Annotated in this window: 28 protein-coding genes; 17 read left to right on the top strand and 11 right to left on the bottom strand. The window is 65.6% G+C overall.

From position 1 onward, the window contains the following. Positions 1–4: 4 nt before the first annotated feature. The 3 genes from CH295_RS13505 (at position 5) to dinB (ending at position 2,647) form a co-directional block, all read left to right on the top strand. Positions 5–991: an inorganic phosphate transporter gene (locus CH295_RS13505; RefSeq protein WP_037190482.1), complete on the top strand. Its 987-nt coding sequence runs from the start codon at positions 5–7 to the stop codon at positions 989–991. Then, the gene (locus CH295_RS13510) at positions 988–1,386 is read left to right on the top strand and encodes a hypothetical protein (RefSeq protein WP_141217018.1); all 399 of its coding nucleotides are present in this window, start codon (positions 988–990) and stop codon (positions 1,384–1,386) included. Before CH295_RS13505 ends, CH295_RS13510 begins: the two co-directional genes overlap by 4 nt. A 73-nt stretch (positions 1,387–1,459) precedes the next feature. Beyond that, the gene (dinB, locus tag CH295_RS13515; protein ID WP_037190522.1) at positions 1,460–2,647 is read left to right on the top strand and encodes a DNA polymerase IV; all 1,188 of its coding nucleotides are present in this window, start codon (positions 1,460–1,462) and stop codon (positions 2,645–2,647) included. Here dinB and CH295_RS13520 read toward each other — a convergent pair whose 3' ends face one another. Further along, positions 2,648–4,045, bottom strand: a complete 1,398-nt coding sequence (locus tag CH295_RS13520) for a cytochrome P450 (protein ID WP_094741173.1) — start codon at positions 4,043–4,045, stop codon at positions 2,648–2,650. Between the two features lie 87 nt (positions 4,046–4,132). On the opposite strand from CH295_RS13520, the gene CH295_RS13525 reads away from it, so the two are divergent. Further along, entirely contained in the window at positions 4,133–4,708 is a 576-nt protein-coding gene (locus CH295_RS13525; RefSeq protein WP_094741028.1) for a TetR/AcrR family transcriptional regulator, read from the top strand. Positions 4,709–4,730: 22 nt separating this feature from the next. Continuing rightward, positions 4,731–5,045 (top strand): DUF2277 domain-containing protein, encoded by a 315-nt coding sequence (locus tag CH295_RS13530; RefSeq protein ID WP_037190478.1) that lies wholly within the window; start codon positions 4,731–4,733, stop codon positions 5,043–5,045. Here the strand turns inward: CH295_RS13530 and CH295_RS13535 are convergent. Further along, complete coding sequence (locus tag CH295_RS13535) at positions 5,042–5,461, bottom strand: helix-turn-helix domain-containing protein (RefSeq protein ID WP_094741174.1); 420 nt, start codon at positions 5,459–5,461, stop codon at positions 5,042–5,044. The two genes, CH295_RS13530 and CH295_RS13535, sit on opposite strands and share 4 nt — an antisense overlap. Positions 5,462–5,752: 291 nt before the next feature. Here CH295_RS13535 and CH295_RS13540 point away from each other — a divergent pair, with 291 nt between their 5' ends. Then, positions 5,753–6,424, top strand: coding sequence for a hypothetical protein (locus CH295_RS13540; RefSeq protein ID WP_141217019.1), 672 nt, complete (start codon positions 5,753–5,755; stop codon positions 6,422–6,424). Between the two features lie 21 nt (positions 6,425–6,445). Here the strand turns inward: CH295_RS13540 and CH295_RS13545 are convergent, their stop codons facing one another. Next, on the bottom strand, positions 6,446–7,609 hold the full coding sequence (locus CH295_RS13545; protein ID WP_094741030.1) for a globin domain-containing protein: 1,164 nt from the start codon (positions 7,607–7,609) through the stop codon (positions 6,446–6,448). A gap of 192 nt (positions 7,610–7,801) precedes the next feature. On the opposite strand from CH295_RS13545, the gene clpB reads away from it, so the two are divergent. The 5 genes from clpB (at position 7,802) to pyrE (ending at position 13,925) form a co-directional block, all read left to right on the top strand. Then, on the top strand, positions 7,802–10,348 hold the full coding sequence (gene clpB, locus CH295_RS13550; RefSeq protein ID WP_094741031.1) for an ATP-dependent chaperone ClpB: 2,547 nt from the start codon (positions 7,802–7,804) through the stop codon (positions 10,346–10,348). A gap of 95 nt (positions 10,349–10,443) precedes the next feature. Further along, positions 10,444–11,400: a DUF5666 domain-containing protein gene (locus tag CH295_RS13555; RefSeq protein WP_094741032.1), complete on the top strand. Its 957-nt coding sequence runs from the start codon at positions 10,444–10,446 to the stop codon at positions 11,398–11,400. A gap of 162 nt (positions 11,401–11,562) precedes the next feature. Beyond that, on the top strand, positions 11,563–12,618 hold the full coding sequence (locus CH295_RS13560; protein WP_252342053.1) for a TtfA family protein: 1,056 nt from the start codon (positions 11,563–11,565) through the stop codon (positions 12,616–12,618). Between the two features lie 82 nt (positions 12,619–12,700). Beyond that, positions 12,701–13,261 carry a LemA family protein gene (locus CH295_RS13565; protein WP_252342034.1) on the top strand — a complete coding sequence of 187 codons (561 nt, stop codon included), beginning with the start codon at positions 12,701–12,703 and terminating at the stop codon, positions 13,259–13,261. A 115-nt stretch (positions 13,262–13,376) separates the two neighbouring features. Continuing rightward, complete coding sequence (gene pyrE, locus CH295_RS13570; RefSeq protein WP_037190472.1) at positions 13,377–13,925, top strand: orotate phosphoribosyltransferase; 549 nt, start codon at positions 13,377–13,379, stop codon at positions 13,923–13,925. 21 nt (positions 13,926–13,946) lie between these two features. On the opposite strand, the gene CH295_RS13575 is transcribed toward pyrE, so the two are convergent. The 5 genes from CH295_RS13575 to CH295_RS13595 all read right to left on the bottom strand — a co-directional run bounded on the left by CH295_RS13575 (position 13,947) and on the right by CH295_RS13595 (position 19,003). Continuing rightward, a complete protein-coding gene (locus tag CH295_RS13575; RefSeq protein ID WP_094741035.1) occupies positions 13,947–14,555 on the bottom strand; it encodes a class F sortase in 609 nt (202 codons plus the stop codon). After that, the gene (locus tag CH295_RS13580) at positions 14,542–16,374 is read right to left on the bottom strand and encodes a hypothetical protein (protein ID WP_037190468.1); all 1,833 of its coding nucleotides are present in this window, start codon (positions 16,372–16,374) and stop codon (positions 14,542–14,544) included. The genes CH295_RS13575 and CH295_RS13580 overlap by 14 nt, the downstream gene beginning before the upstream one ends. A gap of 275 nt (positions 16,375–16,649) precedes the next feature. After that, a complete protein-coding gene (locus tag CH295_RS13585) occupies positions 16,650–17,876 on the bottom strand; it encodes an MFS transporter (protein WP_037190466.1) in 1,227 nt (408 codons plus the stop codon). Further along, positions 17,873–18,334, bottom strand: a complete 462-nt coding sequence (locus CH295_RS13590; protein WP_037190464.1) for a MarR family winged helix-turn-helix transcriptional regulator — start codon at positions 18,332–18,334, stop codon at positions 17,873–17,875. The genes CH295_RS13585 and CH295_RS13590 overlap by 4 nt, the downstream gene beginning before the upstream one ends. A gap of 72 nt (positions 18,335–18,406) precedes the next feature. Continuing rightward, entirely contained in the window at positions 18,407–19,003 is a 597-nt protein-coding gene (locus CH295_RS13595) for an Rv1733c family protein (protein ID WP_141217020.1), read from the bottom strand. 133 nt (positions 19,004–19,136) lie between these two features. Here CH295_RS13595 and CH295_RS13600 point away from each other — a divergent pair, with 133 nt between their 5' ends. After that, a complete protein-coding gene (locus CH295_RS13600) occupies positions 19,137–19,772 on the top strand; it encodes a lysoplasmalogenase (RefSeq protein ID WP_094632578.1) in 636 nt (211 codons plus the stop codon). Here the strand turns inward: CH295_RS13600 and CH295_RS13605 are convergent. Beyond that, on the bottom strand, positions 19,743–20,195 hold the full coding sequence (locus CH295_RS13605; RefSeq protein WP_037190461.1) for a hypothetical protein: 453 nt from the start codon (positions 20,193–20,195) through the stop codon (positions 19,743–19,745). The genes CH295_RS13600 and CH295_RS13605 overlap by 30 nt on opposite strands. 89 nt (positions 20,196–20,284) lie before the next feature. On the opposite strand from CH295_RS13605, the gene CH295_RS13610 reads away from it, so the two are divergent. From CH295_RS13610 to CH295_RS13625, 4 genes are all read left to right on the top strand, one after another. Continuing rightward, entirely contained in the window at positions 20,285–21,073 is a 789-nt protein-coding gene (locus tag CH295_RS13610; RefSeq protein WP_212556174.1) for an SDR family oxidoreductase, read from the top strand. A 138-nt stretch (positions 21,074–21,211) separates the two neighbouring features. Further along, positions 21,212–21,820: a DUF6636 domain-containing protein gene (locus CH295_RS13615; protein ID WP_170945893.1), complete on the top strand. Its 609-nt coding sequence runs from the start codon at positions 21,212–21,214 to the stop codon at positions 21,818–21,820. Then, positions 21,817–22,506 carry a TrmH family RNA methyltransferase gene (locus CH295_RS13620; RefSeq protein ID WP_170945894.1) on the top strand — a complete coding sequence of 230 codons (690 nt, stop codon included), beginning with the start codon at positions 21,817–21,819 and terminating at the stop codon, positions 22,504–22,506. The genes CH295_RS13615 and CH295_RS13620 overlap by 4 nt, the downstream gene beginning before the upstream one ends. A 64-nt stretch (positions 22,507–22,570) precedes the next feature. Then, complete coding sequence (locus tag CH295_RS13625; RefSeq protein ID WP_094741038.1) at positions 22,571–23,707, top strand: glycoside hydrolase family 76 protein; 1,137 nt, start codon at positions 22,571–22,573, stop codon at positions 23,705–23,707. 5 nt (positions 23,708–23,712) lie between these two features. On the opposite strand, the gene CH295_RS13630 is transcribed toward CH295_RS13625, so the two are convergent. Together CH295_RS13630 and CH295_RS13635 are read right to left on the bottom strand one after the other, a co-directional pair. Beyond that, a complete protein-coding gene (locus CH295_RS13630) occupies positions 23,713–24,408 on the bottom strand; it encodes a DedA family protein (protein WP_052047622.1) in 696 nt (231 codons plus the stop codon). 28 nt (positions 24,409–24,436) lie between these two features. After that, a complete protein-coding gene (locus CH295_RS13635) occupies positions 24,437–25,141 on the bottom strand; it encodes a VTT domain-containing protein (protein WP_052047621.1) in 705 nt (234 codons plus the stop codon). Between the two features lie 221 nt (positions 25,142–25,362). On the opposite strand from CH295_RS13635, the gene fbaA reads away from it, so the two are divergent. Beyond that, a complete protein-coding gene (gene fbaA / locus CH295_RS13640) occupies positions 25,363–26,403 on the top strand; it encodes a class II fructose-bisphosphate aldolase (RefSeq protein ID WP_037190456.1) in 1,041 nt (346 codons plus the stop codon). The last annotated feature ends 65 nt before the right edge of the window (positions 26,404–26,468 follow it).

Genomic DNA, 26,468 nt, shown 5'->3' on the forward strand with positions numbered 1-26,468 from the left:
CGCGGTGGTAGCACTCGTTCTGGTCATCACCCTGGCGATGGCGTTCACCTTCACCAACGGCTTTCACGATTCGGCCAATGCCATCGCGACATCGGTGTCCACGCGCGCACTCACACTGCGGACGGCACTGGTCATGGCCGCGGTGGGAAACTTGCTCGGTTCCTTCTTCGGCGCGAAGGTCGCCTCGACTGTGGGGGAGGGAATCATCGCCCTCGACGTCGGATCCGACGCGTTGCTCGTGGTCGGGTGCGCCCTGGTCGGTGCCATCGCCTGGAATCTGATCACGTGGTGGTTCGGGTTGCCGTCCTCGTCCTCGCACGCATTGGTCGGCGGCATGGTGGGAGCTGCACTGGCCGGCGGCATGACCGTGCTGTGGGGAGGCGTCGCGACCAAGGTGATCCTCCCGATGATCGTTTCTCCTGCAGTCGGTTTCGTGCTCGGAAGCGCCGTGATGGTGGCCATTCTGTGGATGTTCCGGCGGTCGTCTCCCAGTGCCACCAGCCGGGGGTTCCGGCGCGCTCAGACCTGCTCGGCCGCGGCCATGGCCTTCGGGCACGGTATGCAGGATGCAGCCAAGACGATGGGCATCGTGGTTCTGGCTCTGGTCGTGTCCGGCAATCAGGTCGACTACACGATTCCCCTGTGGTGCTACTTCCTCACCGCGACGGTGCTGGCGCTCGGAACAGCGACCGGTGGGATGCGGATCATGCGCACCCTCGGCCGCAAGATCATCGAACTCGACCCACCCCAGGGCTTCGCGGCCGAGGCGACCGCGTCCGCGGTTCTGTACGTGGCCTCGATCGGACTGGGAGCGCCGGTATCGACGACGCATGTCATCTCGTCGGCGATCATGGGCGTCGGGGCGACCAAACGCACGACGGCCGTGCGCTGGGGAACGGCGGGAAACATGCTCGCGGCGTGGGTCACCACGCTGCCCGCGGCGGCTGCCGTCGCCGCGCTGACCTACGTGATTGCAGGGGTGTTCTCGTGAAGCGGCGTGCGGGTTGGACATCGGTGAGTGCTGCACTGTGCATGGTGGCACTGAGCTCGGTGACCGGCTGTGGTTACGAGATGACGTCGACGGACACCGGCAGCGGCATCTCTCGTGACGTGCAGGAGGCCAGGGACGGATTTCTCGAGACCCCGGGAATGGCCGAACTGTTCGACGACCTCTACGGGCAGGGCATCGGCACGACCGTCAACGAGGTGTTCGCACTGGGCATCTACATTCCGGGCTTTTGCGAGACCCGCGCTCAGCAGGGATTGTCCGAGGAGGAGGCCGTCGCGGAAGTGACCGATTCTCTCGGTGCGACCTACGAGAAAGGGACCGGCGAGCCCTGGGCCGAGCCGATAGTCCAGGCCGCGGAGCAGCACGTCTGTCAGTGACCCGGGCATCGGTGTCGGTGGCCTGTGCAAGCATGGAACGGTGGAGTCCACCGGCAGGCCCGTGGCGAGCATCATGCACGCCGACCTGGACTCCTTCTATGCCTCGGTGGAGCAGCGTGACGATCCGCGGCTGCGCGGTAAGCCGGTGATCGTCGGCGGGGGAGTGGTGCTCGCCGCCAGCTACGAGGCCAAGGCCTTCGGGGTGCGTACGGCGATGAGCGGCGGGCAGGCACGCGCGGTGTGTCCGCAGGCCATCGTGGTCCCGCCGCGCATGGAGGCGTACTCGCAGGCGAGCAAGGACGTGTTCGACGTCTTCCACGACACCACCCCGCTGGTGGAGGGCATCTCCATCGACGAGGCGTTTCTCGACGTCGGCGGGTTGCAGAAGATTGCGGGCAGTGCCACGGAGATCGGACAACGTCTGCGGCAGGAGGTCGCCGAACAGGTAGGGCTGCCCATCACCGTCGGGATCGCCACCACCAAGTTTCTGGCGAAGGTGGCCAGTGCTTTCGCCAAACCCGACGGCCTACTGCTCGTGCCGCCCGGCGGCGAACTCGAGTTCCTGCATCCGCTGAACATCGAAAGGCTCTGGGGTGTCGGCAAAGTGACCGCCGAGAAACTGCACGTCCTCGACATCCGGACCGTCGGCGACATCGCGGCCTACGGCGAGCGTTCGTTGGCTTCGGTGCTGGGCAAGGGTGCGGGTGCTCATCTGTACGCGCTGGCCATGGGCCGAGATCCGCGACGCGTCCAGCCCGGGAAGTCCCGCAGTTCCATCGGCGCACAGCGGGCACTCGGCCGCGGCAGGCACGACGCAGCCGAGGTGGAGGCCTCGTTGATCGGGCTCGTCGATCGCGTCACGCACCGTATGCGCGCAGCGGAGCGAACCGGTCGAACCGTGATGTTGCGCTTACGTTTTGCCGATTTCACTCGCGCCACCAGATCGCACACGCTCGATCGCGCCACCGCCGATACCAGGGATATTCTCGACGCCGCACTCGAATTGCTGCGCGACGCGGCACCGTTGATCTCGGAGAAGGGCATCACCCTCGTCGGTGTCACCGTTTCGAGTATCGACAAGGGCGGCGCGGAACAACTCGAATTGCAGTTCGACGCACCGTCGGTACGGACGCCGCCGGAGGCATCGGCTCTCGACCGCGCGCTCGACGGGGTGCACAAGAAATTCGGATCTACCTCGCTCACTCGCGGGGTGCTGCTCGGTCGCGATCCGGGAATCTCGGTTCCGCTGTTGCCGGACTGACTACTGTCGGGTCGTCGGTTGTACCCGAAAGCCGGTGGGCATCATGGTCAGTCGCTCCTCGACCCGCAGGCGGTACGACGGGTCGGCTCGCAGATCGAAACGCTGGAGAATCGTTCCGAGGACCAGGACCGCCTCGTGAATGGCGAATTGCCTTCCGATGCAGGCGCGTTCGCCGGTGCCGAATGGCTTGTAGGCATGGGCCGGTCTGGCTTTGATGCGGTCGGGTAGAAAGTTGTCCGGGTCGAACTCGTCGGGGCGATCGCCCCACACCGGATCGCGATGCAGGGCCGTCACCAGCACGATCGCCCAGTCCCCGGCCGCCATTCGGTAGCCGTCGCCGACGATGGTCTCCGTCCGTGCTCCCCGGCCGAACGCGGGAACCGTCGGCCACAGGCGCAGCGATTCGTCGAGGACTCGGCGGACGTACCGCAGCTTGGGGACCTGCCCGAACTCGGGCTCACCCGCACCCCAGACCTCGTCGACCTCGGCGCGGGCCCGCTCGAAGACCTCCGGATGTGTCGCCAGGTAGTACAGCGCGAACGACAGTGCACCGGAGGTGGTCTCGTGTCCGGCGATCAGGAACGTCAGGATCTGGTAGCCGATGTTGGCTTCGCTCAATGCATTCGGATTGTCCACCTCACGTGCCGCGTCCATCATGATCTGCAGCAGGTCGGCGAAGTCTTCGGTGGACCGGCGCCTGGTCCGGACGACATCTGCGAGGACGTCGGCCAGGTACTGCTTGTTGTGTGCGTATTCGCGGTCGGATCGGGCGAACAGGGGCTTGGCGAACGCGGGGATCTTCAGCAGTGCCCGCCTCTGGTTGTAGGTCAGGGCACCGACCATGGCGGAGACGAACGGATGCGGCTCGGTTCGCTCGAACGAGCCGAAGCTGTAACTGAATCCGGTGCGACCGATGGTCTCGAGCGTCAGCTTCGTCATGTCCGAGGACACGTCGGTGGTTGCGCCGGCGCGTGCGCGGTCTTCCCAGTGCCGAACCAGATCGTCGGCGACGTCGACCATGATCTCGTGATAGCCGCGCATGGCACCGGCGGTGAAGGCCGGACGCAACAGATCGTGGGCCCGTTGCCAGTTCGGTTCGTGGTTGTAGGCGGTGAACAGCCCGTCGGCCCCGATGTCGCGCAGATTCTCGACGCCGGGAGGCAGAAACTTCTCGAACCGTTTCTCATCGCACAGTTCGCCCACCACGTCGGCACCGGAGGCGAAGACGAAGCGTCGACCGAGGATGTTCCGCTCGAACATCGGGCCGAGGCGGCCGGCCATGGCGGTCGAATCCTGAACCGGGGTGCGCGGGTCGACGCCGACGATGTCGCCGAGCACGGGAACTCGGTACGGGGGATGCGGTAGAGCGCCGTTTCGTACCGCGAACTCTGTCGACATCGCCACTCCATCGTTCGGCTTGTTGAATCGGTGTTCAATAGTGACCGTACTCACTGTTGAACTCGTGTCAAGTAAAGTTCGAGGCCCATGACCACACCTCGCAAGCGGATGACGCCGGCGCAGCGGCGTGCGCAACTCCTCGAGATCGGCTCGGCACTGTTCGCCGAGCGGCCCTACGAGGACGTGTGGATCGAAGAGGTCGCCGATCTGGCGGGCGTCTCACGCGGGCTGATGTACCACTACTTCCCGTCCAAGCGGGAGTTCTTCGTCGAGATCGTGCGCACCGAGTCCGAGCGGAACCTCGACCTCACCGCACCGGACACCTCGCTTCCGGTCCTCGAGCAGATCGCCGCCGGGCTCGAGGCCTACATCTCCTACGCCGACGAGCACGCGCACGGCATTCGAGCCGTCAACCGCGGGTCCCTGCTGGGAGACCGACGGATCGACGACATCCTCACGCGCGAGTTCGAGATTCAGCAGGAGCGGATCCTGGCTGCTCTGCCCGAAAGATTTCGCGACGACGACATGGTCCGCACCGCGTTGCGCGGGTGGGTGGCCTTCGTGCGAGCGGTGTGCCTGGACTGGGTCGAGCGCAGAACTCTCGACCGGGAACAGGTCCGTGCGCTGTGTCTTCGTGCCGTTGCAGGCCTTCTCGAGGTGTGAGCTGCGGGGTTATCGTCGACGCATGTGCCGAAACATCACCACCCTGCGAGGCTTGGAACCCCACGCCACCGACGAGGAGATCGAAGCGGCCGCGCGTCAGTACGTCCGCAAGATCAGCGGCGTGCAGAAGACGTCCGACGCCACCCGTGACGCGTTCGAGCGTGCCGTCGCCGAGGTGACGGCAACGACGCACCGGCTCCTCGATGCGCTTCCGGAACGGCGTCAGCCACCGCCCACGGTGCCGCCACTGCGGCGTCCGGAGGTGCAGGCGAGGATCGCGGCGGCGGGAGTGGAGCCTGCGGAACGACCCAAATCAGCGGCGAAGGCCGGGTCCTAGTGGGTGCTGTCCGGCGGCACTGCGGGGAGTCCTTCGCTCACGCGGAGCTTCTCGGCCATCGAGCTGAGCAGATTCTGGGACTCCTCGGACAGGTCGAATGCCCGGGCGGACAGGCGGCGTAGGCCGTATCCCTGCAGCTGGGTGAGCAGTTCGAGGTCGTGATCGACCTTGGCCGCGTAGATGTCGTCGAAGAAGTAGTCGGGCTTGACCTTGAAGAACGTGGCCAGTGCCGCCACGGTGTCCGCGGACGGATTGTTGCGCTGCCCCGACCGCAATTGCGAGATGTACGGCTTGGAGATCTGGTGCCCGCGCAGGGCGAGAGCGTCGGCGACCTCGGCATTGGTGTGCGGCTTGCGTCCGGTCGGGTGGATCGTGGAGAACAGATGGTTCAGGCGTGCGGCGAAATCAGCGGACATCGGGGATGTGTGTGCCTTCCTGATACAGCCGCTGCCCACCCGGGCAGATCGGTCCGCCGCGGACCGAACCGGCTCATAGTAGCCGCTGCCGAGGATCCGGCTAACCATGGCTGACCTGCAGAAATTCGTCGAAAATCGTACTGATCGGTTTCATGCGTCGGGCGACGTGCCGGGGCGAGTCCGGGCAGCCCGGTGCCTCGGACACCGGATCGATCGGATGGTTTTCCGTAGAATCGGACACGTGATCAGAGCCTCGGTGGCAGACTGTCTTGCCAGGCGGAGGGGGTGGAGATGACCGATCGTCGACGGCGAACGTTCGATTCACGAGACGGTGACGCGGAGGTGGTCGAGCCACTGCTTCGCGCAGTGCTGTCCTACGCGCCGCGGGACGAGTCGCCCACGCCGCACCCGTCCGAGGGAATCACGCTCCGGGCCGAGGACGGCTCCGGGTTCGTTCGACTCGGACTCGCCATCGCAGACCATCTCGGCGCAGGCATCCCGGGGCCGTTCGGGTCCAGGTTCTACGAATGTGGATCGTTCGAAGTCATTGTGCCGCAACGAGATCCTCGGGACGGCGCGCTGTTGATGATCCACCTGCTCGACGCGCGAGCTCCGCACAGATTCGAGTTCTCGACGTCCATGCCGCCCCGGTGGAGCCTGCGGCTCGAGCGCGACGGCTCGGTGTCGGTACTCGACGATGTGGGCGATGCAGTGATATTCATCGGCCGCCCTTGGGCTTTCGACTCCGACCTGCAACCGGTTCGCGTGCACTACACCATCGAGAACGGCCTCCTGGTGCAGAACGTCGAGGCCACCGCCGACACCGGATATCCGATCCTGATCGACCCCGACCCCGATGCGATCATCACCGGAGACGGTCGACTGGTGACCGAGACCTGGACGCCGCGACTGGTGGCCGGCGGAGTGGTCGAGGACATGCCGCCGAAGTCGCTGTCCAGCTGAGGGCTTGCGGCGCAGGGCTTTTCAGAACGGGTCGTGCTGAATGTGCTCCATCGGCGTGCCGACCCTGCGGAGGGCGTAGATCGTCGTGCGCACCATCGACGGTGACCCGCAGATCTGAATCTGCCGATCGGCCCACGAACCGAATCGAGTGACGACCTTGCCCACCGCGCCGTGCAGACGGTGGTGCATTCCCCACGGTAGTTCGCGAGGTGTGCCCGAATACCACCACGGATTCTCGAGTTCCTCGGTCACCGGAACCACCGTCAGCCACGGATTCGACAGCGACAACTGCCACAGAGTGTCCAGATCGTAGAGATCGCACGGATACGTTCCGCTGACGAACAGGTGCACCCGCGGATTGTTGCTGCGCTGCGCCATCTCCATCACCTGCGCGCGCAGCGGGGCCAATCCGGTGCCACCCGCGATCATCAGCACGTCCTCGCGGATCGCGCGATCGACGTGCATCCCGCCCAGCGGCGGACTGATGGCCCAGCGATCACCCACGGCGGTCTCGGTGACCATCGCCGGCGACACCCAGCCACCGGAGACGCGTCGAACATGGAACTCGATCTCACCGTACGGATTGCTGGGGATGGCAGGGGACAGGTACCGCCACAGCTTGGGCCGCTGCGGAATCTGCACACTGACGTACTGCCCGGGGAAGTACGGGATCTCGCCGTCGGTCTTCAGCCGCACCACCGCGAGGTCGTCGAGCACGCGCTGATGATCTACGACGGTGGCACTCCAGAACGGCGGCAGTTCGTCGTTGTCGGCGGCGTCGGCCATCGCATTGCTCACCACGGTGAGAGCGTCGTTCCAGGCCGTCTCGACCTCGTCGGTCCATACCTCGTTGCCGGCGAAGGTGCGGAACGCGTTGATCAGAGCCGAGCTGCCCGCGCGGAAATGCGCGCCGGAGATTCCGTGTTTGCGATGGTCCCGGCCGAGTTGCTCGAGGAACGGCTCGACGCGGTCGGGTTCGTCGAGGTGCTCGAAGACGTAGCCGAGGGCCATGACGAAGTGCTCACGCAACGCGTCCATCGATGCCGGGAACAGGGTGCGGAAGTCGGGATGCTCGGCGAAGAGATGGCCGTAGAAGGACCGGGACAGCCGCGCCGGCCCGTCCTGGGCGGCCACGACGGATTTGAATCCGGTGCGAACGAGGGAGATCGTGCGTGCGTCGAGCATAGATCCACCTCCACCCCACCGAATCACTGCCGATGACCCAGCCACCGTCGACCGTCACCAAAGTAGACCGATCGAGGATATCCCGCATTTCGCCGAATGTGGATAAGAACAAGGTTGAGCGGAACAGACTCAACTTGTCTATGGTTGTACCCAGCGACAGTCTCGAATCCCACTCTCGGAAGAAGGTGACCGGTGGACAGTTTCACTCCCACCACGAAGTCGCAGGCGGCACTTTCCGCTGCCCTGCAGGCCGCATCCGCGGCCGGTAACCCGGACATTCGTCCGGCACATTTGTTGGTGGCGTTGCTCGATCAGACCGACGGCATCGCCACACCACTGCTGAAGGCCGTCGGCGTCGACCCTGCAACGGTGCGTCGAGAAGCGCAGAACCTCGTCGACCGCCTGCCCTCGGCATCCGGTTCGACCACCACTCCGCAACTCGGCCGTGAAACCCTCGCCGCGATCACCGCCGCACAGCATCTGGCCACCGAACTCGACGACGAGTTCGTCTCCACCGAACACATCATGGTGGGCCTGGCGACCGGCAGCGACGACGTCGGCAAGCTGTTGACCGGGCACGGAGCCGGACCCAACGAGCTGCGCGACGCCTTCCAAGCCGTTCGCGGCAGTGCTCGGGTCACCAGCGCAGATCCCGAGAACACCTACCAGGCGCTGGAGAAGTACAGCACCGATCTGACCGCGCTGGCCCGAGAAGGCAAGCTCGATCCCGTCATCGGCCGCGACACCGAGATCAGGCGCGTCGTGCAGGTTCTCTCACGGCGCACCAAGAACAATCCGGTGCTCATCGGCGAACCCGGTGTCGGCAAGACGGCCATCGTCGAAGGACTCGCGCAACGCGTCATCGCCGGCGACGTACCGGAGAGCCTGCGCGGCAAGACCGTCGTCTCCCTCGACCTCGGTTCGATGGTCGCGGGCGCGAAGTTCCGCGGTGAGTTCGAGGAGCGGCTCAAGGCCGTGCTCGACGACATCAAGAACTCCGCAGGTCAGGTCATCACGTTCATCGACGAGCTGCACACCATCGTCGGAGCAGGTGCGACCGGTGAATCGGCGATGGACGCGGGCAACATGATCAAGCCGATGCTCGCCCGCGGTGAACTGCGCCTCGTCGGTGCGACGACCCTCGAGGAGTACCGCAAGTACATCGAGAAGGATGCCGCCCTCGAACGACGCTTCCAGCAGGTCTACGTCGGTGAGCCGTCGGTCGAGGACACCGTCGGCATCCTGCGCGGACTCAAGGAGCGCTACGAGGTGCACCACGGCGTCCGGATCACGGACTCCGCCCTGGTCGCCGCGGCCACGCTCAGTGACCGGTACATCACCGCCCGGTTCCTGCCGGACAAGGCCATCGACCTGGTCGACGAGGCCGCGTCCCGGCTGCGCATGGAGATCGACTCACGCCCGGTCGAGATCGACGAGGTCGAACGTGCCGTCCGTCGCCTCGAAATCGAGGAGATGGCCCTGGCGAAGGAGACCGACGACGCGTCGAAGGCTCGGCTCGACAAGCTCCGCCAGGAACTTGCCGATCTGCAGGAGAAGCTCGCCGGGCTCAGCACCCGCTGGCAGAACGAGAAGAACGCCATCGACTCGGTGCGGGTCCTGAAGGAGGAGCTCGAGAACCTGCGGGGCGAATCCGACCGCGCCGAACGCGACGGCGATCTGGGCCGGGCCGCCGAGCTGCGCTACGGACGTATCCCGACTCTCGAGAAGGAGCTCGCAGCCAAGACCGAGGACTCGCCGGCTCAGGGTGACGTGATGCTCAAGGAGGAGGTGGGACCGGACGACGTCGCCGACGTCGTCGCGGCCTGGACCGGAATTCCGGCGGGCCGGATGCTCGAGGGTGAGACCGCGAAGCTGCTCCGCATGGAGGACGAGCTCGGCAAGCGAGTCGTCGGGCAGAAGGATGCAGTACAAGCGGTGTCCGACGCCGTCCGACGCTCCCGCGCCGGGGTGGCCGATCCCAACCGTCCGACGGGATCGTTCCTGTTCCTCGGACCGACCGGTGTCGGTAAGACCGAGCTGGCGAAAGCGTTGGCGGAGTTCCTCTTCGACGACGAACGCGCGATGGTGCGCATCGACATGAGCGAGTACAGCGAGAAGCATGCCGTCGCTCGGCTCGTCGGTGCACCTCCGGGCTACGTCGGCTACGAGGCCGGAGGTCAGCTGACCGAGGCCGTGCGTAGGCGTCCGTACACGGTTGTGCTCTTCGACGAGGTCGAGAAAGCGCACCCCGATGTGTTCGACATCCTGCTCGCAGTGTTGGACGAAGGCCGGCTCACCGACGGCCAGGGCCGGACCGTCGACTTCCGCAACACGATCCTGATCCTCACCTCCAACCTCGGTGCCGGCGGTACCAAGGAGCAGGTGATGGACGCGGTGCGGCGGTCGTTCAAGCCCGAGTTCGTCAATCGACTCGACGACGTGGTGGTGTTCGACGCGTTGTCCGAGGATCAGCTCGAGTCGATCGTCGACATCCAGCTCGGCTTCCTCGCCAAGCGTCTGGCGGCTCGTCGACTGACGCTGGACGTGTCGTCACCGGCGAAGATGTGGCTCGCGGTTCGCGGCTACGACCCGTTGTACGGAGCGCGGCCGCTGCGTCGACTGATCCAGCAGGCCATCGGGGATCAACTGGCGAAGCTGCTGCTCGCCGGCGACGTCCACGACGGCGATGTGGTGTCGGTCGGTGTCAGCCCTGACGGAGAGCGCCTGATCCTGGGCTAGCCGCGGTCTTTTCCCGAACAGGCCCGCACGAGTACTGCTCGTGCGGGCCTGTTTTTGCCTTCAACCGGGGTGTACCGGGTAGGTACGCTCGTGGGATGACGAATCCGGACGACCCGCGGTCACCCAGAGAACGCGATCAGGACGCGGCGGACGGGCCGGAGTCAGCAGAATCGACGCAAGCCTACGGACAGCAGTACCCCGGTGCCCAGCAGTATCCCGGGGCCCAGCAGTATCCCGACGGCTCGCAACCGACGGAGCAGTATCCGACACAGGCGGGTCAGAACCCGAACCCGCAGGCCTATCCGCCCGGTTATCAGCCCACGCAGGCATTCCCGCCCTACGACCCGGAGCAGCAGGCGGCGGCAAATCAGGCATACGGCCAGACCCAGCAGTACGGTCAACCCCCGGGTTACGAGACTGCGCAGTACGGCCAGGTCCCGCAGTACGGCCAGGCCCCGCAGTACGGCAACACTCAGCAATTCGGCCACACTCAGCAATTCGGGCAGCCGCCGGAGTACGGCGCTCCGCCGCCCACCGGGGATCCGAACGCGACCGATTCCGGCAGCAAGGGGCCCAGGCCGTGGGTTCTGGCGCTGATCGGACTCGTCGTCCTCGCCATCGTCGTGTTCTTCGGAATTTCCTTCCTGAGCGGGGGATCCGACGAGCCCAGCACCACCGCCACCGGTCCGTCGACGTCGTCGTCGATCAGGCCGCCCACGTCGAGCGCGCCCACCACAGCGCCGCAGCCCACCGAATCGGGCACCGCCACCACGCCCGAGCTGATCCCCGGGGGAATTCCCGAGATTCTCGGTCAACTGGGTTCGTCGGTGGGAACGATCAGCGCCAACGACGGTTCGACTCTGACGCTGGACGGACTCGACGGCGCTCCGGTGACGGTGCAGACCACACCCCAGACCCAGATAATCTCGTTGTCCGGCAGCGACCTGGCGTCGCTGACCGTCGGTGCTTTCGTCGTGGTGCAGGGCGAGGCCGTCGAGGACGGAACGATCCGCGCGAACGTCATCATCGAAACGCCGAATCTCGGCGGATAGGCGCGGGAGTGGAGCCTGCGGAATGACCTGTAGGGGGCGGGAGTGGAGCCTGCGGAATGACCCCAAAGGCGATGCGAGTCGCCGTAGGGACCGTTCACAGGACCCGGCGGTGGTGGGCGGCGAAGGTGTGGATGTCGATTAAGGTGGTTCGCGATGACGGCAATGTGGTTCGGCCTTGCGGCAATTGCACTGATGGGTGCAGTGGCGCTGCTCTACATCGACAGGTCCAAGCGAGATCAGTCCGGACGTGTACGGCAGATGTGGGCCAAGGCTCAGGGGTACGAGTATCGACCGCACGATCGAGAACTGGTCACTCGGTTCTCTCGCGCTGCCCTGTCGAAGCCCGAGTTCGACGTGGCTCTCGGAGTGGTGACCGGCGTTCGGCGCGGTGAGGAGTTCGTTCTCTTCGACGTCGAGGAGACGGGCACCATCGTGGCCGTGCAGCGCTCGGTCGGTTCCGATGTCGACATCGACCTTCGGCCCCGCTCGACGCCACCGCCGCGGGACGAGGACATGGAACTGCTCGGCTCCATCGGCCCGCGTGTGGTGTTCGCCACCGACGTCGATATCGCTCGCCGTGTCTGCGACCAGCGGATGGCTGCGTTCACCGAGTCCATCCCGGCGAATCTGCAGCTGCTGTGGAGCGAGAAGGACTGGACGCTCGGATCTCTGCCGCTCAGCAGTGCCGGCCGCGATTGGGATGCCGCGATCGACGCGGTCGCACGACTGTCGGGCATGTTGCACGTGCTGCCCCCGGTTCGCGGAAGCGCGGTCTACGGCGCTCGACCCGGTGACCCCGGCCGTGACCGAAGCGATCCGGGTAGGCCGCTGGTGCAGGAGGCGCACACTCAGCAAGCGCGCGTGCCGCAGAATCCCCAGCCTCGAGTGGCCGAGCCCCGCATCCAGGCGGTGCCGAGCCCGGAGACCCGTGTTGTCCAGCCGAGAACTCCTGCACCTAAGGGTCCCGAGCCGCGGGTTCGACCTCCTCGGATAGCAGAGCCCCGTGCAGGAGAACCCCGTACTGAAGAGCCCCGTACTCAGGAGCCCCGCACCCCCGATTCGCGTCCGCAGGAGTCGGGACGTAGGCCGCGTCCGCCGAGGCCCGATGCGGCCGGCCCGCAGGCTGCACGTTCGGCGAGTCCGTCGCGTCCGGTGCCGCGCCAGCCCGCGTCGCGTCCGATCCCGTTCGACTCGGAGCGCCGACGCAATCAGCCCTGATGAAAGTTCGGGCGTGTTTACGGGCGCAGATGCGCTTACGCGGCTAAATTCGTACCCCGTGACGGTTTCTTCGGGTGTTGTAGTGGCAGTCGTGGTCCTGTGTGTCGTTGTCTTGGTCGGCTACGTGGTGATCACGGTGCGTCGACTCGGCCGGTACCGCGTGCAGACGGAACAGAGTCTGCGGCTGGTCGATGTCGAGCTCGATCGGCGGCACGAGCAGTTGGGCCCGTTCATTGCCGCGGCGGAGGCCACCGGGCTGTCCGGTGATGTGCTGCGTCAGCTCGGTGGTGCGCGTTCGTGGTCCAGGGCCGTGCGCGATCGCAGCCTGGGTCTGCAGGCGCAGGCCGCTGCCGAGAATGCGTTGTCCGCCGCGTTCCACGCCGTGCTGGCCGACGCCGATGCGCGTCAGAATGTGTTGGGCAATTGGGAGTTCCAGGGCCCGGCCGGAGAACTGAACGTCACCGAGCGGCGTATCGCGGGCGCTGTGCGCGTGTACAACGACAATGCGTACCGGTTGTCGCAGGCGATCGGCACGTTCCCGTCCTCGCTCGTCGCCAGGTCTCGCTCGTTGACCGCACCGGAACCGTTCGTGGAGACCAAGGAACTGCTCGACGAGCAGCCATCGGCCGAGGTCGCTGCCTAGCGGCAGGAACGCCCCGAGCTCCGGCATCGGAGCCGGCGAGAGCGGTTGCGCGGGTCGGTGGGTAAGTTCGTACCGACCTATCGAAGATCCGTGGTGCGACGAGAGGAATCCGAACATGGCCGAGAGTGCCGCGAATTCGGACCGGCAGGAACTGGCCGATTTGGTGAAAGAGCTTGCCGTCGTGCACGGGAAGGTCACCTTGTCGTCGGGCAAGGAGGCCGACTACTACGTGGATCTGCGTCGCGCGACCCTGCATCATCGGGCGGGTGCGCTGATCGGATCGTTGATGCGTGATCTGGTTGCCGACTGGGATTTCGTGTCGGTCGGCGGTCTGACGATGGGTGCAGATCCGGTGGCGATGTCGATCATGCATGCCGAGGGGCGTCCGATCGATGCGTTCGTGGTGCGCAAGGCAGCGAAGGCGCACGGCATGCAACGTCAGATCGAGGGACCGGACATCGTCGGCAAACGTGTTCTGGTGGTGGAGGATACGACGACCACCGGTAATTCTCCGCTCACTGCCGTGCAGGCTCTGCGCGACGCGGGCGCGACGGTCGTCGGAGTGGCCACGGTGGTGGACCGGGCGACCGGGGCCGATCGGGTCATCGCCGCAGAGGACCTGGAATATCGATCCCTCCTCGGCTTGGCAGACCTCGGCTTGTAGCCCCGGTCGCGAGAGCGCCTATCAGCGAACCAGTTGCGCGACGACGACGAAGTTGTCGTCGGTGGGTTCGCCGCCTTGGACGTCGCAGTTGGCGAGGATCAATCGCCCCGGCACCGAGCGTCGGAGTTCGTTGTCCGCCAGTAGGGATCCCTTCGGCAGAGGGCCGACCGATTCGACCGCGTACTGCAGGGTGCCGCTCGCTGTGCGCAACACGACGGTGTCGCCCGGGGTCACCACGCGCAACGCCTTGAACGGGGCATCACGCTTCGAATAGTTATGTCCCGCAACCACTACCGTTTGTTCGGTCGAGGTTCCCGGCATGCCGCTCTCGGCCCACCACGCGGGCAGTTCGTCGACGGGGTTGAGCACCTGGCCACTGTCGCCGCCGCGGTAGAGCGGGTCGGGATGGATGGGACTGCTCAGATAGGTAGTGCCGTCCGAGGACCGGAGTTCGATGTGTTCCGGCTGAGCGGGAGCGACGTCGCTCGCCGGTGCAGCCACCGAGATCTGTGACTGCACCGGCGAGCGATCGGGCGCGGCGATCCCGACTTCGTCACTCGCACAAGCTGATACGAGTAGAACGAAGGTCAGGATCGCCGTCCACAGCCAGCGGGTGTTACGAGGTGGCATCGGTGGAGCTACGGCGACGCAGGTAGAAGGCTCCGCCTGCTGCCGCGACCACGACCACGCCGACTCCGGCCAGAATCGCCGGGGTGTTGGACGAGCTGTCCGATCCGCCCGACGCCTCGTCGGAGGAATCGCCGAGAGCGAGATCGACCGGCGGCAGATCGCCGGCAACGCTGACGACACCGTTCTCGTCGGTGGTGAAGTAATCCGCGACGGTGAACGATCCGTCCTCGTTCCTGACACCGACCAGCGAGACTCCGGTCTTGTCGACGACGACGGTGTTCTCGTCGACCTCGGTGACCGGAACGTCCTCGCGGACGGTGTTTCCGAGGTTGATCGTCCACTCGAACTTCGGTCCGCTGGCGGCCAATTCGGCGGCCTCGGCCTTGAGATCGGCCTCGACCTTGGCCTTGGCGTCGGAGTTGGCCTTCGCGGCCGTCGCTTCGTCCTGTGCGGTCTTCAGCGCGGTCGCGGCCTCGGTGGCCTTGGTCTTGGCTGCAGCGGCTGCCTCGGTCTTGGTCGCCAGATCTGCGTCGGCGGCCGTGACGGCTGCGTTGGCATCCACGACGGCCTGTGCGGCGTCGGCTGCAGCCTTTTCGAGGGCTGCGATGTCGGCATCGGACGGTGCAGCGTCGAGTGCAGCCTGGGCTGCGGTGGCTGCGTCGGCCTTGGCATCGGCGTCGGCCTTGGCGGCGTCCGCTGCGGCCCGGGCGTCGGCTGCGGCCTTCTCGGATTCGGTTTCCTCACCCGCGGCGGCCTCGGCGGCAGCTTCGAGGTTCAGAGCGTTCTGCTCGGCCATCGCGGCTACGGCAGCGGCCGTCTGCGCTTCGACGTGCAGTGCGAGCGACTTCGCTGCGGTGGCGGCTGCGGCCCTGGTGGCAGCAGCGATCTTGGCGAGGTTGAGGCTCTTGAACGACTCCTGCAGTGCCGCGACGGAATCCTCGACGGCCTTGGTCGACGCATCGGCCTCGACCTTGGCGCTGGCGGCGAGCTCGGCCTTGGCGTTCGCATCGGCGCGAGCTGCCTCGGCTTCTGCGGTGGCCTCGGGATCGCCCGATACCGCTGCGGCCTCGAGCTCGACGGCCAGCTTCTCTGCTGCCTCGGCGTCGGCTGCGGCCTGGTCCGCTGCGGCCTTGGCCTCGTCGGCCGTGGTCTTCAGCTCGGCAGCGTCGTTCTTGGCTGCGGTGACCGCAGCACTGGCGGCAGTGCTGGCGACTACGGCGGCCTTGGCCTCCGCGGCGGCCGTCTTGGCCTTGACGTCGGCCTCGGCGGCGGCGACCTCGGCCTTGGTGGCATCCGTGCTCGCGGTGGCCTCGGCTGCTTTGGCGGTCTCGAGCCGAACCTGGGCGGCTGCGGTGGCTTCCACCGCTGCCTTGCTTGCGGCCTCGGCGTCGGCGATCGCCTGCTTCTCCGCGTCGGACAGCTGCGGGATGACGTCGAGGTTGACCGTCGCGGTGCCGTCGTCGTTGAAGACGACGCCGCCGGTGACCTGGGGCAGCGGGCGGATGGCCGACGGTACTTCGGGGGCTGGGACGGCTGCGGCCGCCGCGGCTGCGGCGTCTTCCGGGGTGACGGCCGGAGCAGGCGCGTCGATCTGCCCGTCGACAGTGGCCGATCCTTCGACGGTTGCGCCCTGCTCGGCGGTGGGAGCTCCGGATTCGGTGCCGCCCTCGGTGGCCGGCTGCTCGACTGAGGAGCTTTCGGGTGTCGGATCCTGCGCACTGGCGATTCCCGGTGCGGCGATGGAGAGGGACAGTGCCATGGCGGCCCCGGCAGCGGCGAGGCGCGCCTTCTTGGACCTGGCGATCGACTTCTGCGACATGAAGATTGTGGCCCTTCGGTCAGTGGCAGCATCGTGCTGCGCGCACCCGCCCTCCCACGCGGAACGGGTGTAGTTGGTGAGTCACACGAACAACCGTGTTGACGTGACCGTAAACCAACCGGCCGGTCTCGGGAACCGTTCAAGCCTTTACCTGAGAATTGGTTATGAAAGTGTTACTGATGGGACTCATGTGACGAGAGAGATTCTCGACAGCAAACGGCGGTCGAGATCCGAAGATCTCGACCGCCGCGAAAAACCCGTCGGGTGAACGTATTTCAGTCGCCGACCGTCACCGCACGAGCCTCGTCGATGCTGTGAGGTGCAGGTTCGTGGTCGTCGACGTGAGCGAGCACCTTCCGGCCGGTTGCCAGAACCACGATGGCAAGGGCGGTGCAGGCTGCACCCACCCAGAACGGGACGTGCATGTTCGACTCGCCCAGTTTTCCGGCCAGGTACGGTGCTGCGGCCCCGCCGGTGAATCGAACGAAGCTGTACGCAGCCGATGCCGTGGACCGCTCGACCGGTGCCGAGATCATCACTGTCTCGGTGATCAGCGTGTTGTTGACTCCGAGGAACAACCCGGCGACGACGGTTCCCACGATCAGGACGGTCTTGTTCTCGGTGAACATCGCCATGACGCCCAGATCGAGGGCGAACAGCAGCAGCGCGAGCATCATCATGTTCAGCGTTCCGAAGGCCCGCTGCAGCTTCGGTGCGATGAACACCGATGCGATCGCCAGGCACAGTCCCCAGCCGAAGAAGATGAAGCCGATGGAGTAGGTGCCCATGTCCAACGGGAACGGGGTGTACGCCAGGAGGGTGAAGAATCCGTAGTTGTAGAGCAGTGCGGTGATGCCGACGGTGAGCAGACCGCGGTGGCGAAGCGCGCGGAACGGATCGAGGATCGACGTGGTGTGCGCGGGCTTCGGGGTGTCCGGGAGCATGACGATGAGCAGGATGAATGCGACGGCCATCAGCGCCGCGACGCCGAAGAACGGTCCGCGCCAGCTGAACCCGCCGAGAACTCCACCGACGAGGGGGCCGGTGGCGATACCGATACCCAGTGCGGCCTCGTAGAGGATGATCGCGCGAGCGACACCTCCCGATGCGGCACCGACGATGGTCGACAGCGCCGTCGCGATGAACAGGGCGTTACCCAGTCCCCAGCCGGCGCGGAAACCGATGATTTCACCGACCGAGCCGGACGTGCCTGCCAGCGCAGCGAAGACGACGATGATCGCCAGCCCCACCAGCAGGGTGCGCTTGGGTCCGAAGCGGCTCGACACCACTCCGGTGATCAGCATCGCGACGCCGGTGACGAGCATGTAGCTGGTGAACAGCAACGACACCTGTGACGGCGAGGCATCGAGTTGTTCACCGATGGGCTTGAGGATGGGATCGACCAGGCCGATGCCCATGAACGCGATCACGCTGGCGAACGCGACTGCCCACACCGCACGCGGTTGCTTCAGCAGGCTGTCGGGGGAGGTGCTGGTGGTCATGAAGAAGTTCCTCTCATTCCGCGATCGACAGGCTCGAGGATGCTGCGAAGCTCACTCAGTCCGTCGGTCAGTTTCTGTATCTGCTCCGGGTCGCGGTCGGACAGGTACGGCACCAGTCCGTCGACGATGTGGCGTCGACTCGCGGCGAGCCATCGGTGGCCGGCGTCGGTCATCTCGATGAGGACGGCACGGGAATCGTCGGGATCGGCGGTTCGGGTCACGAGGCCGCTCTTGCTCAGCTTGGCAAGCAACGCCGTCGCCGACGGTTGGGAGCAGCGGTCGAGCTCGGCGAACGTACTGATGCGCAGTGGCTGATATTCCTCGAGCAACGACAGTGCTCGCATCCACGCTCTCGGCCATTCGTCGCTGCCGAATCGTGCGGCCAACCGGACAAAACGTGACGAGCTGGTGACCAGTTGTGACAGGAGGTCCCGGATGTCTGCGTCGGAGTGACTCACCGGATTATTGTTACATACACTAACTATCTATCGCAACGCGCGACCGATCATGCGGCTGACCAGGGGCTCGGGTCAGTGTCGGCGCAGAAGATCGGCGATGTCGCGGTCCCACTCGGCGTCCCGCTGACCGTCGTAGCGGAAGCGCATCAGGTGATGGAAGCCGATGAGAAGGGACGCCACGAGCACCCAGCTACCGATGGTGTTGAAAATGGCCGCGGCCACAACGTCGGACGAGGTCAGTGGCCGCATGGTCACATTGCCGCTGTTGTCGACCCAGATCTGCGTGGTGGTGCCCGCAGGCGATCCGGTGTCGACGCTGACGCGTCCGGTGTGCTCGACGCCTCGATGAACCCACCGTGCGTCGACGGCGGTCGCAGCTGCGCCGGACGAGCCGAACTCGGTCGAAGCAACGGGTGCGGATTCCGCGACGGCCGTCGTGGTCGCGGTGACGAGGTGGATCGAACTCTTCTGGTCCTCGAGCCGTTGTTGTTGATCGGTGTGGGCCGCGGCCCCGATCCACAGCGACACCGGAATCATGAGGATCAGCAGCGCGGTCACCCAGTGCTCGATGCGTGCCTGGCGTACGTCGCAGTCGCGGAGCAACGGGTTGGGGTGGCCGGCGAAGGCGGAGCGGCCCGAACTGTCCTGCCCGGTGAGTTTGCGGCGCATGATGGTCCCCACTGCCTAGAAATGATCCGACCGACCTTTCCACGATGGCGACGCGACCTGCGAGTATCAAGCGATAGGGGTCAGCGTCACATGTGACGTCGACTGTGACGAGATTTCGGTGGAGGTCCTTGCAATGGTTGTCGGTCGGGTTCGGCGGGCTCGTGCGGCTGCGCTGGTGGCGGGTGCGGTGACCGTGGTCGGCGCGTGGACAGGGTCGATGCGCGTGCAGCGCATGGCCAAGCCGCTGATGGTCCCGGCACTGGCCGCCGGGCTGGATCCAGCTCGAGATCGGGTGCTCTTGGCGGGTCTAGCGGCGGCCACGGTCGGCGATGTGCTGTTGATCGACCCCGACGACGATTCCGCTCTGGAGTGGGGCGCGCGTGCGTTCGCCGTGATGCAGGGCAGTTATACGTATCTGCTGTTTCGCAGGGGTGCGCGTCCGGCACCGATCGACGCGATTCCGCGGTACGCCGGCTGGCTGGCCGCGTCGGTGCTGCTCGCCAGGCGTCAGCCCGCGGTGGCGTCGACCCTGATCGCGTACGGTGCAGTGCTCGCGACCACGTCGACCCTGTCTGCTCGTTCCGTCTCGCGCGGCGGCGATCCGAGGCTGGTGATCGGTGGCGTTCTGTTCACCGTCTCCGATGCGCTGATCGTGTTCAGGCGGCTCTTTCTGACCGACGACCGACAGCGCCGCGCCGCGGAAGCGGTCGTCCTGTCGACCTACCTTGCGGCGCAGGTCCTACTCGTCGAGGCCTTGGCTTCGGGGTAGCAGCAGTACTCGCTCGCGGTGGGCAGGGTCGACGCGAACGGCGATGACGGTGCCCGGCTCGAAGCGTGAGGTGTCCGAGCGGGGGATGTCGTAGACGATCTTGCCGAAGTAGCTGCTCGAGCCCGGCACGGTGAATTCCAGGTCCAGCTCGGCGGTGTCGTCGTCGATGCGGCGGATGGCATCCACCGTCGCCCACCCTTCCACGCCGTGCTCGATCAGTTCCTTCTGCTCACGCGTCGGTCGTCCGGCGATCATCATGGCCAGACCGAGAGCCGCGCCGAATCCGGCGACCAGGGCCGCCAGCTGGTACGGAAGCGTCCCCGGTGGGGTGCGGTCCATCAACCAACCGATCCAGATCGCCAGTACGAGTGCGTAGCCGATCGTCACCACGACGACGGATCGCACGATTCTCGCGTTGTTCACTTCGGTGCTCCTGCGCCGCCGAAAGCGGCTGTTGGATATTCGACGATAGGGGGTTACCGGTAAGTAGGGTTACATGTACGGTGATCGATGTGACTCGACCAACTGTCTTCATCTCAGGCGCAGCTGCAGGTATCGGCCGCGCAACTGCTCTCAAGTTCGCAGCCAACGGCTACCTCGTCGGTGCCTACGACATCGACGAGACCGGCTTGGCATCGCTCGGCAAGGAAGCTGCCTCGCTCAGCGGTCGCGTAGTTACCGGCGTCTTGGATGTAACCAACTCCGACCAGTGGGAAACCCGGTTGAAGGAGTTCGTCGGAGAGGGTGACGGTCGACTCGACATTCTGATCAACAACGCCGGAATTCTTGCCGCGGGTGCCTTCGAGGACATGCCGCTCTCGGTACATCGCCGTCAGATCGACATCAACGTCAACGGCGTCATCTACGGCACCCTCGCGGCCTTCCCGTACCTCAAGGACACCGCAGGCGCGCAGGTCGTCAACTTGTGCTCGGCGTCGGCCATCTACGGTCAGCCCGAGCTGGTGACCTACGGTGCGTCCAAGTTCGCGGTGCGCGGCATCACCGAGGCGCTGGATCTCGAGTGGAGCAAGTACGACATCTCGGTCAAGGCCATGTGGCCGCTGTTCGTCCAGACGGCGATGACCCAGGGCGTGTCGACGGGCACCACGAGCTCGCTGGGCATCAAGCTCACCGTGAAAGATGTGTCCGACGCGATCTACGACGCGACCCGTCCGGTGAAGCGTCGGTTGCACAAGGTGCATTTCCCGGTCGGTTTGCCGTCCAAGGCGCTCTCGCTCGGGTCACGCTTCTCGCCCGCATGGCTCACTCGCGAGGTCAACCGGCGCCTGAGCCACACCTAGAACTCCTCGTCGGACGATGCCGGCCCCGACGCCGGTATCGTCGGTCTTTCGAGCAATCGGTGTCGAAAGGTGGGTCGGGGTTTCTTCATGCTGAGTACGCGGGGTTCGAGCAGGCCAGGGTCGAGCAGAACAAGGCAAATGGGTTGGGTGCGAGCCTGGTTGGTCGGAATCGGGGCCGGGACGGCGCTCCTTCTCGCCGGTTGCAGCAGTGAGTCCGCTGCCCAGCCGCCGCAGCAGGCGTCGGCCACAACCCTCGCGCCGCCGACGACGACGGAAACCACCACCCCTGCGCCGGTGACGACCACGGAAGAGGCGCTCCCGCCGCCTCCGCCTCCGGTCGAGCCGCCGCCCACCGCCGAACCGCAGACGACGTACGCCGCCATCGGCGGTGCGTACTACTTCAGTTCCCCCGACGGCCTGTTCCAGTGCGGAATCGTGCCGCTGTCGAGTCGTACCGAGGCCGGGTGTCAGGGCACCACCACTCCGGTGCCGCCGCGGCCCGAGGACTGCATGATCAACTGGGGCAACGGTATTCGAGTCACCAACGAAGGCCCGGCGGCATTCATGTGTTCCGGCGGCGTGGTCTACACCTCGGGTGGCGAGACGATCGATCCACCGCTCGCGGTGGGCGCGACCATCGCCGAGAACGGATTCACCTGCACGTCCGCCGAGAACGGCATCTCGTGCGTCGACGATGCCACCGGACACGGTTTCCGCATCGCACCGGACAGCAACGAAGTCTATTGAGCGAGAACACGATCGACAGCGAACCGTCGTCGGACGATGCCGGCCCCACCGAATGGGGTGAGAACCCCAACGGCGTCGGACCGTGGTTCGACACGCACACCGAACCGCCACCCGACGATCCACGGTTGGATCCGGAACTGCTGGCAGGCGGAGACCGCCGCAACGTCGTCGATGCCTACCGCTACTGGCGACGCGAGGCGATCGTCGCCGACATCGACACCCGACGGCATCCGCTGCACGTAGCCATCGAGAACTTCACCAACGACGCCAACATCGGGACGGTGGTGCGCACCGCGAACGCCTTCGCGGCGCAGGCGGTCCATATCGTCGGGCGTCGTCGGTGGAACCGTCGCGGTGCGATGGTCACCGACCGCTACCAGCACATCCATCACCACGACTCGGTGGAGGCGCTGATGGCGTTCGCCGAGGAGCAGGACCTCGTCGTCGTGGCTGTCGACAACACCCCGGGGTCGGTACCGATCGAGACCGCGGAGTTGCCGCGTCACTGCCTGCTGCTCTTCGGACAGGAGGGACCGGGGGTCACCGACAGTGCCCGCGAATCGGCGTCGATGACGGTATCGATCGCCCAATTCGGTTCTACCCGCAGCATCAATGCCGGTGTTGCCGCCGGAATCGCCATGCACTCGTGGATTCGGCGGCATGGAGACCTCGACGCTGCGTGGTGAAACCGCCGCGGTTTTCCGGGGCGGGATGTAACGAATCAGCAACGGTAGTGGCAGGATTGTGGGTATGCAGGAGTTGTGGTCGCAGCGTGCGGACGCTGCGGAGGGGGCCGTCGTCGCGCGGCACATGCGTCGGCTGTGGGGGCTGCCGGGCACGACGTTGGGAGTTGTGGCCTGGCCACCGGTGCGCACGGAACGGATGTTCTTGCGCTGGCACTACTGGTGGCAGGCCCATCTGCTCGACTGCGCGGTCGACGCCGCAGATCGCGATCTCACCGCCAAGCGCCGTCGGCGATTGAACAAGATCACCCGAGCACACCGCACCCGCAACGTCAGCGGGTGGACCAACAACTACTACGACGACATGGCGTGGCTCGGGTTGGCGCTCGAACGCGCTCAGCGGCAGCACTTCGTCGGCAATCGCGGTGGCATCCAGCAGATCGAGATGGAATTGTTCGACGCCTGGGCTCCGGCCGAGGGTGGCGGCATTCCGTGGCGCAAGAAGTCCGACTTCTACAACGCACCCGCCAACGGTCCGGCGGCGATCATGCTCGCGCGGACCGGGCGGCTGTGGCGTGCCCAGGAGATGGCCGACTGGATGGATCGCACCCTCAAGGACGCGCGCACGGGCCTGATTCTGGACGGAATGCACTCCACTCGCGCACTCGTCGACGCCGGTGAGCCCGGCGAGATGGAACGCGCCGTCTACAGCTACTGCCAGGGCGTCACGTTGGGCCTCGAGACCGAACTCGCCGTTCGGCTCGGCGAACCCAGGCACGCGCAGCGAGTCCATGCTCTGGTCGACGCCGTCGACAACCACCTGACCCGCAACCTCGTCATCACCGGCGGCGGTGGGGGAGACGGCGGCCTGTTCAACCCGATCCTCGCGCGCTACCTGGCGGTGGTCGCGGTGGAGCTACCCGGAGACTCCGACGCCGACGACCGCGCACGCGAACTCGCAGCAGCGATCGTCTTGAACTCGGCCGAGTCGGCGTGGGAGAACCGCCTCGAAGTGGAAGACAATCCACTGTTCGGGGCCGACTGGACCCGCGAAGCCCGGTTCCCGGGACAAGGCCTGCACATCGCCACGTTCGCCGAAGGAACGGTCCGACCGTCCGACGTGCCCGAACGGGACCTCTCGGTGCAACTCGGCGGCTGGATGCTCATGGAAGCCGCCTACCGCGTCGCAGCTGCAGGATTCTAGGGCCGCTACTCCACGACTTCTTCGACCTCGATGGTCTCTTCGGGGCGTGCCATTTCCTTGCGGTACTGCCAGATACCGAGTCCGGTTCCGACGACCAGCAGCACGACCATGGAGATCAGGACGGCGGGCATCAGCCACGGGATGCCCTCGATGAACGAGCCGAAGTAGAACCCGATCAGCAGCAGCACCGGAGCCCAGATGATGGCACCGAGGGTGCTGGCGATCGTGTACTTACGGTGATCCATCTTCGCGGCGCCAGCGACCAGCGGGCACAGGGTGCGCACCCAGGGGATCCACCGTGCGACCAGCACCGCCCAGAAGCCGTGCTTCTCGAGCAGGAGATTGACCTTGTGCAGGTTCTTGGTGTTGAGGTACTTGCCGTTCTTGCGGGCCACCAGGGTCGAGCCGGTCCGGTGACCGATCGAGTACCCCACCTGGTTGCCTGCGATGGCGGCGACCATCGCACCGAGCGACAGCGCCCAGATGTGACCGGTGCCCGACGCATGGGTCGCCATCACGATTCCTGCCGTGATCAGCATCGAATCGCCCGGCAGGAACAACCCGATGATCACCGCGCATTCGATGAACACGAAAGTCATCACGATGATCCACACGACGAGCGGGCCTGCGGTTTCCAGCGGACCGAAGCTACCGACGGCTTGAACGGACACCGTCGGCAGCGCTGTGGCAATCGAAGACATGGACTAGATCACTTTCGGAGGATCACGATCAGGACTTGGTGTCCGGGGCGTCTGCCTCGATCACATCGGTGGCCTCGCCCAGAGGGGTCTTACGGGCCTTGATCATGCGCTTGCCGACCTCGATGACGATGGGCAGGACGGAGACGGCGACGATGATCAGGAAGATGATGTCGACGTGTTCGCGGATGAACGCGATCTGTCCGAGCAAGTACCCCAGCACCGTCACGCCCGCGCCCCAGAGGATGCCGCCGACGACGTTGTAGGTGAGGAACAGCGAGTACTTCATGTGCGACGCACCGGCGACGACCGGCGCGAACGTCCGCACGATCGGCACGAAGCGCGCCAGGATGATGGTGATCGGACCGTGCTTCTCGAAGAAGAGGTGCGATTCGTCGATGTACTTCTTCTTGAAGAACCGCGAATCGTTGCTCTTGAAGAGAGCCGCGCCACCCTTGGTGCCGATGAGATAGCCGACCTGATCACCGAGGATCGCCGCGATCGGGATCAGAATGACAAGGGTCCAGATGGACGCGAACGGCTCGATCTCGGTGGACTTCGACGCCGCGATCAGCCCGGCAGTGAAGAGCAGCGAATCGCCCGGTAGCAGTGGAAAGAGCAGCCCCGACTCGATGAAGACCACCAGCAGCAGCCCGATCAACACCCAGTGACCGAAGGAGTTGAGCAGGTTCACCGGGTCGAGGAATCCCGGCAACAGGGCCAGGTTCGTCGTCATCGTTTCCGAGGCAGCTAGGAGACTCACCGCGCCCACACTACCGGCCGAAACTGGTAAGTCCTGAACAGTCGGTGTCCTTCCGCTGTGGATGCAATGGCCTGTCCGTCAGCCGCGGCGAGCCTGCGGAATGACCCAGGGGATGCGGGTACGCACGACACCGCGCCCGGGGGTTGCCATACTGCAGTGGACACAACCGAACTTTTCAATGGAGGAATGACGCCGTGCCTATCGCAACTCCCGAGGTCTACGCCGAGATGCTGGGCCGGGCGAAGGAACACAAGTTCGCCTTTCCGGCAATCAACTGTGTGGGTTCCGAGTCCATCAACGCCGCCATCAAGGGCTTCGCCGACGCGGGTAGCGACGGCATCATCCAGTTCTCGACCGGCGGAGCCGAGTTCGGATCAGGACTGGGCATCAAGGACATGGTCGTCGGTGCCGTGGCGCTCGCCGAGTTCGCGCACGTGATCGCCGCCAAGTACGACGTCACCATCGCTCTGCACACCGACCACTGCCCCAAGGACAAGCTGGACACGTATGTGCGTCCGCTGATCGCGATCTCGCAGGAGCGCGTCGACGCAGGCAAGAACCCGCTGTTCCAGTCGCACATGTGGGACGGCTCGGCCATCCCGATCGACGAGAACCTCGAGATCGCCAAGGATCTGCTCGCCCGCGCTGCAGCAGCCAACATCATTCTCGAGGTCGAGATCGGTGTTGTCGGCGGCGAGGAAGACGGCGTCGAGGCGGAGATCAACGACAAGCTCTACACCTCCAACGAGGACTTCCTCAAGACCGTCGAGGCCCTCGGCGCGGGCGACGCGGGCTCGCGTTACCTGCTGGCGGCGACGTTCGGCAACGTGCACGGCGTCTACAAGCCGGGCAACGTCAAGCTCAAGCCGTCGGTGCTGGCAGATGGCCAGAAGGTCGCGACGGAGAAGCTGGGCCTGGCATCGGGTTCCAAGCCGTTCGACTTCGTCTTCCACGGCGGATCGGGATCGGCGAAGAGCGAGATCGAAGAGGCGCTCGAGTACGGCGTGGTGAAGATGAACGTCGACACCGACACCCAGTACGCGTTCAGCCGTCCCATCGCCGGACACTTCTTCTCCAACTACGACGGTGTGCTCAAGGTCGACGGCGAGGTCGGCAACAAGAAGGCCTACGACCCGCGCAGCTACCTCAAGAAGGCCGAGGCCGGCATGACGGCCCGCGTCGTCGAGGCGTGCAACGACCTCAAGTCCGCAGGCCGCAGCGTATCCGCAGGCTGATTCACGTGAGCGGAACTTCGTAGCAGGCTACGAGGTAGGAGTGGAGCCTGCGGAACGACCCGCAG

Source organism: Rhodococcus sp. 14-2483-1-2 (assembly GCF_002259405.1).
Lineage (GTDB): Bacteria > Actinomycetota > Actinomycetes > Mycobacteriales > Mycobacteriaceae > Rhodococcoides.

Excerpts from the sequence above, each read along its gene's own strand:
- dinB (WP_037190522.1), top strand. The coding sequence starts at position 1,460 with ATGCACGCCGACCTGGACTCCTTCTATGCCTCGGTGGAGCAGCGTGAC.
- CH295_RS13520 (WP_094741173.1), bottom strand. The coding sequence starts at position 4,045 with ATGTCGACAGAGTTCGCGGTACGAAACGGCGCTCTACCGCATCCCCCG.
- CH295_RS13525 (WP_094741028.1), top strand. The coding sequence starts at position 4,133 with ATGACCACACCTCGCAAGCGGATGACGCCGGCGCAGCGGCGTGCGCAA.
- CH295_RS13530 (WP_037190478.1), top strand. The coding sequence starts at position 4,731 with ATGTGCCGAAACATCACCACCCTGCGAGGCTTGGAACCCCACGCCACC.
- CH295_RS13535 (WP_094741174.1), bottom strand. The coding sequence starts at position 5,461 with ATGTCCGCTGATTTCGCCGCACGCCTGAACCATCTGTTCTCCACGATC.
- CH295_RS13540 (WP_141217019.1), top strand. The coding sequence starts at position 5,753 with ATGACCGATCGTCGACGGCGAACGTTCGATTCACGAGACGGTGACGCG.
- CH295_RS13545 (WP_094741030.1), bottom strand. The coding sequence starts at position 7,609 with ATGCTCGACGCACGCACGATCTCCCTCGTTCGCACCGGATTCAAATCC.
- CH295_RS13555 (WP_094741032.1), top strand. The coding sequence starts at position 10,444 with ATGACGAATCCGGACGACCCGCGGTCACCCAGAGAACGCGATCAGGAC.
- CH295_RS13560 (WP_252342053.1), top strand. The coding sequence starts at position 11,563 with ATGTGGTTCGGCCTTGCGGCAATTGCACTGATGGGTGCAGTGGCGCTG.
- pyrE (WP_037190472.1), top strand. The coding sequence starts at position 13,377 with ATGGCCGAGAGTGCCGCGAATTCGGACCGGCAGGAACTGGCCGATTTG.
- CH295_RS13575 (WP_094741035.1), bottom strand. The coding sequence starts at position 14,555 with ATGCCACCTCGTAACACCCGCTGGCTGTGGACGGCGATCCTGACCTTC.
- CH295_RS13580 (WP_037190468.1), bottom strand. The coding sequence starts at position 16,374 with ATGTCGCAGAAGTCGATCGCCAGGTCCAAGAAGGCGCGCCTCGCCGCT.
- CH295_RS13585 (WP_037190466.1), bottom strand. The coding sequence starts at position 17,876 with ATGACCACCAGCACCTCCCCCGACAGCCTGCTGAAGCAACCGCGTGCG.
- CH295_RS13595 (WP_141217020.1), bottom strand. The coding sequence starts at position 19,003 with ATGCGCCGCAAACTCACCGGGCAGGACAGTTCGGGCCGCTCCGCCTTC.
- CH295_RS13600 (WP_094632578.1), top strand. The coding sequence starts at position 19,137 with ATGGTTGTCGGTCGGGTTCGGCGGGCTCGTGCGGCTGCGCTGGTGGCG.
- CH295_RS13615 (WP_170945893.1), top strand. The coding sequence starts at position 21,212 with ATGGGTTGGGTGCGAGCCTGGTTGGTCGGAATCGGGGCCGGGACGGCG.
- CH295_RS13625 (WP_094741038.1), top strand. The coding sequence starts at position 22,571 with ATGCAGGAGTTGTGGTCGCAGCGTGCGGACGCTGCGGAGGGGGCCGTC.
- CH295_RS13630 (WP_052047622.1), bottom strand. The coding sequence starts at position 24,408 with ATGTCTTCGATTGCCACAGCGCTGCCGACGGTGTCCGTTCAAGCCGTC.
- CH295_RS13635 (WP_052047621.1), bottom strand. The coding sequence starts at position 25,141 with ATGACGACGAACCTGGCCCTGTTGCCGGGATTCCTCGACCCGGTGAAC.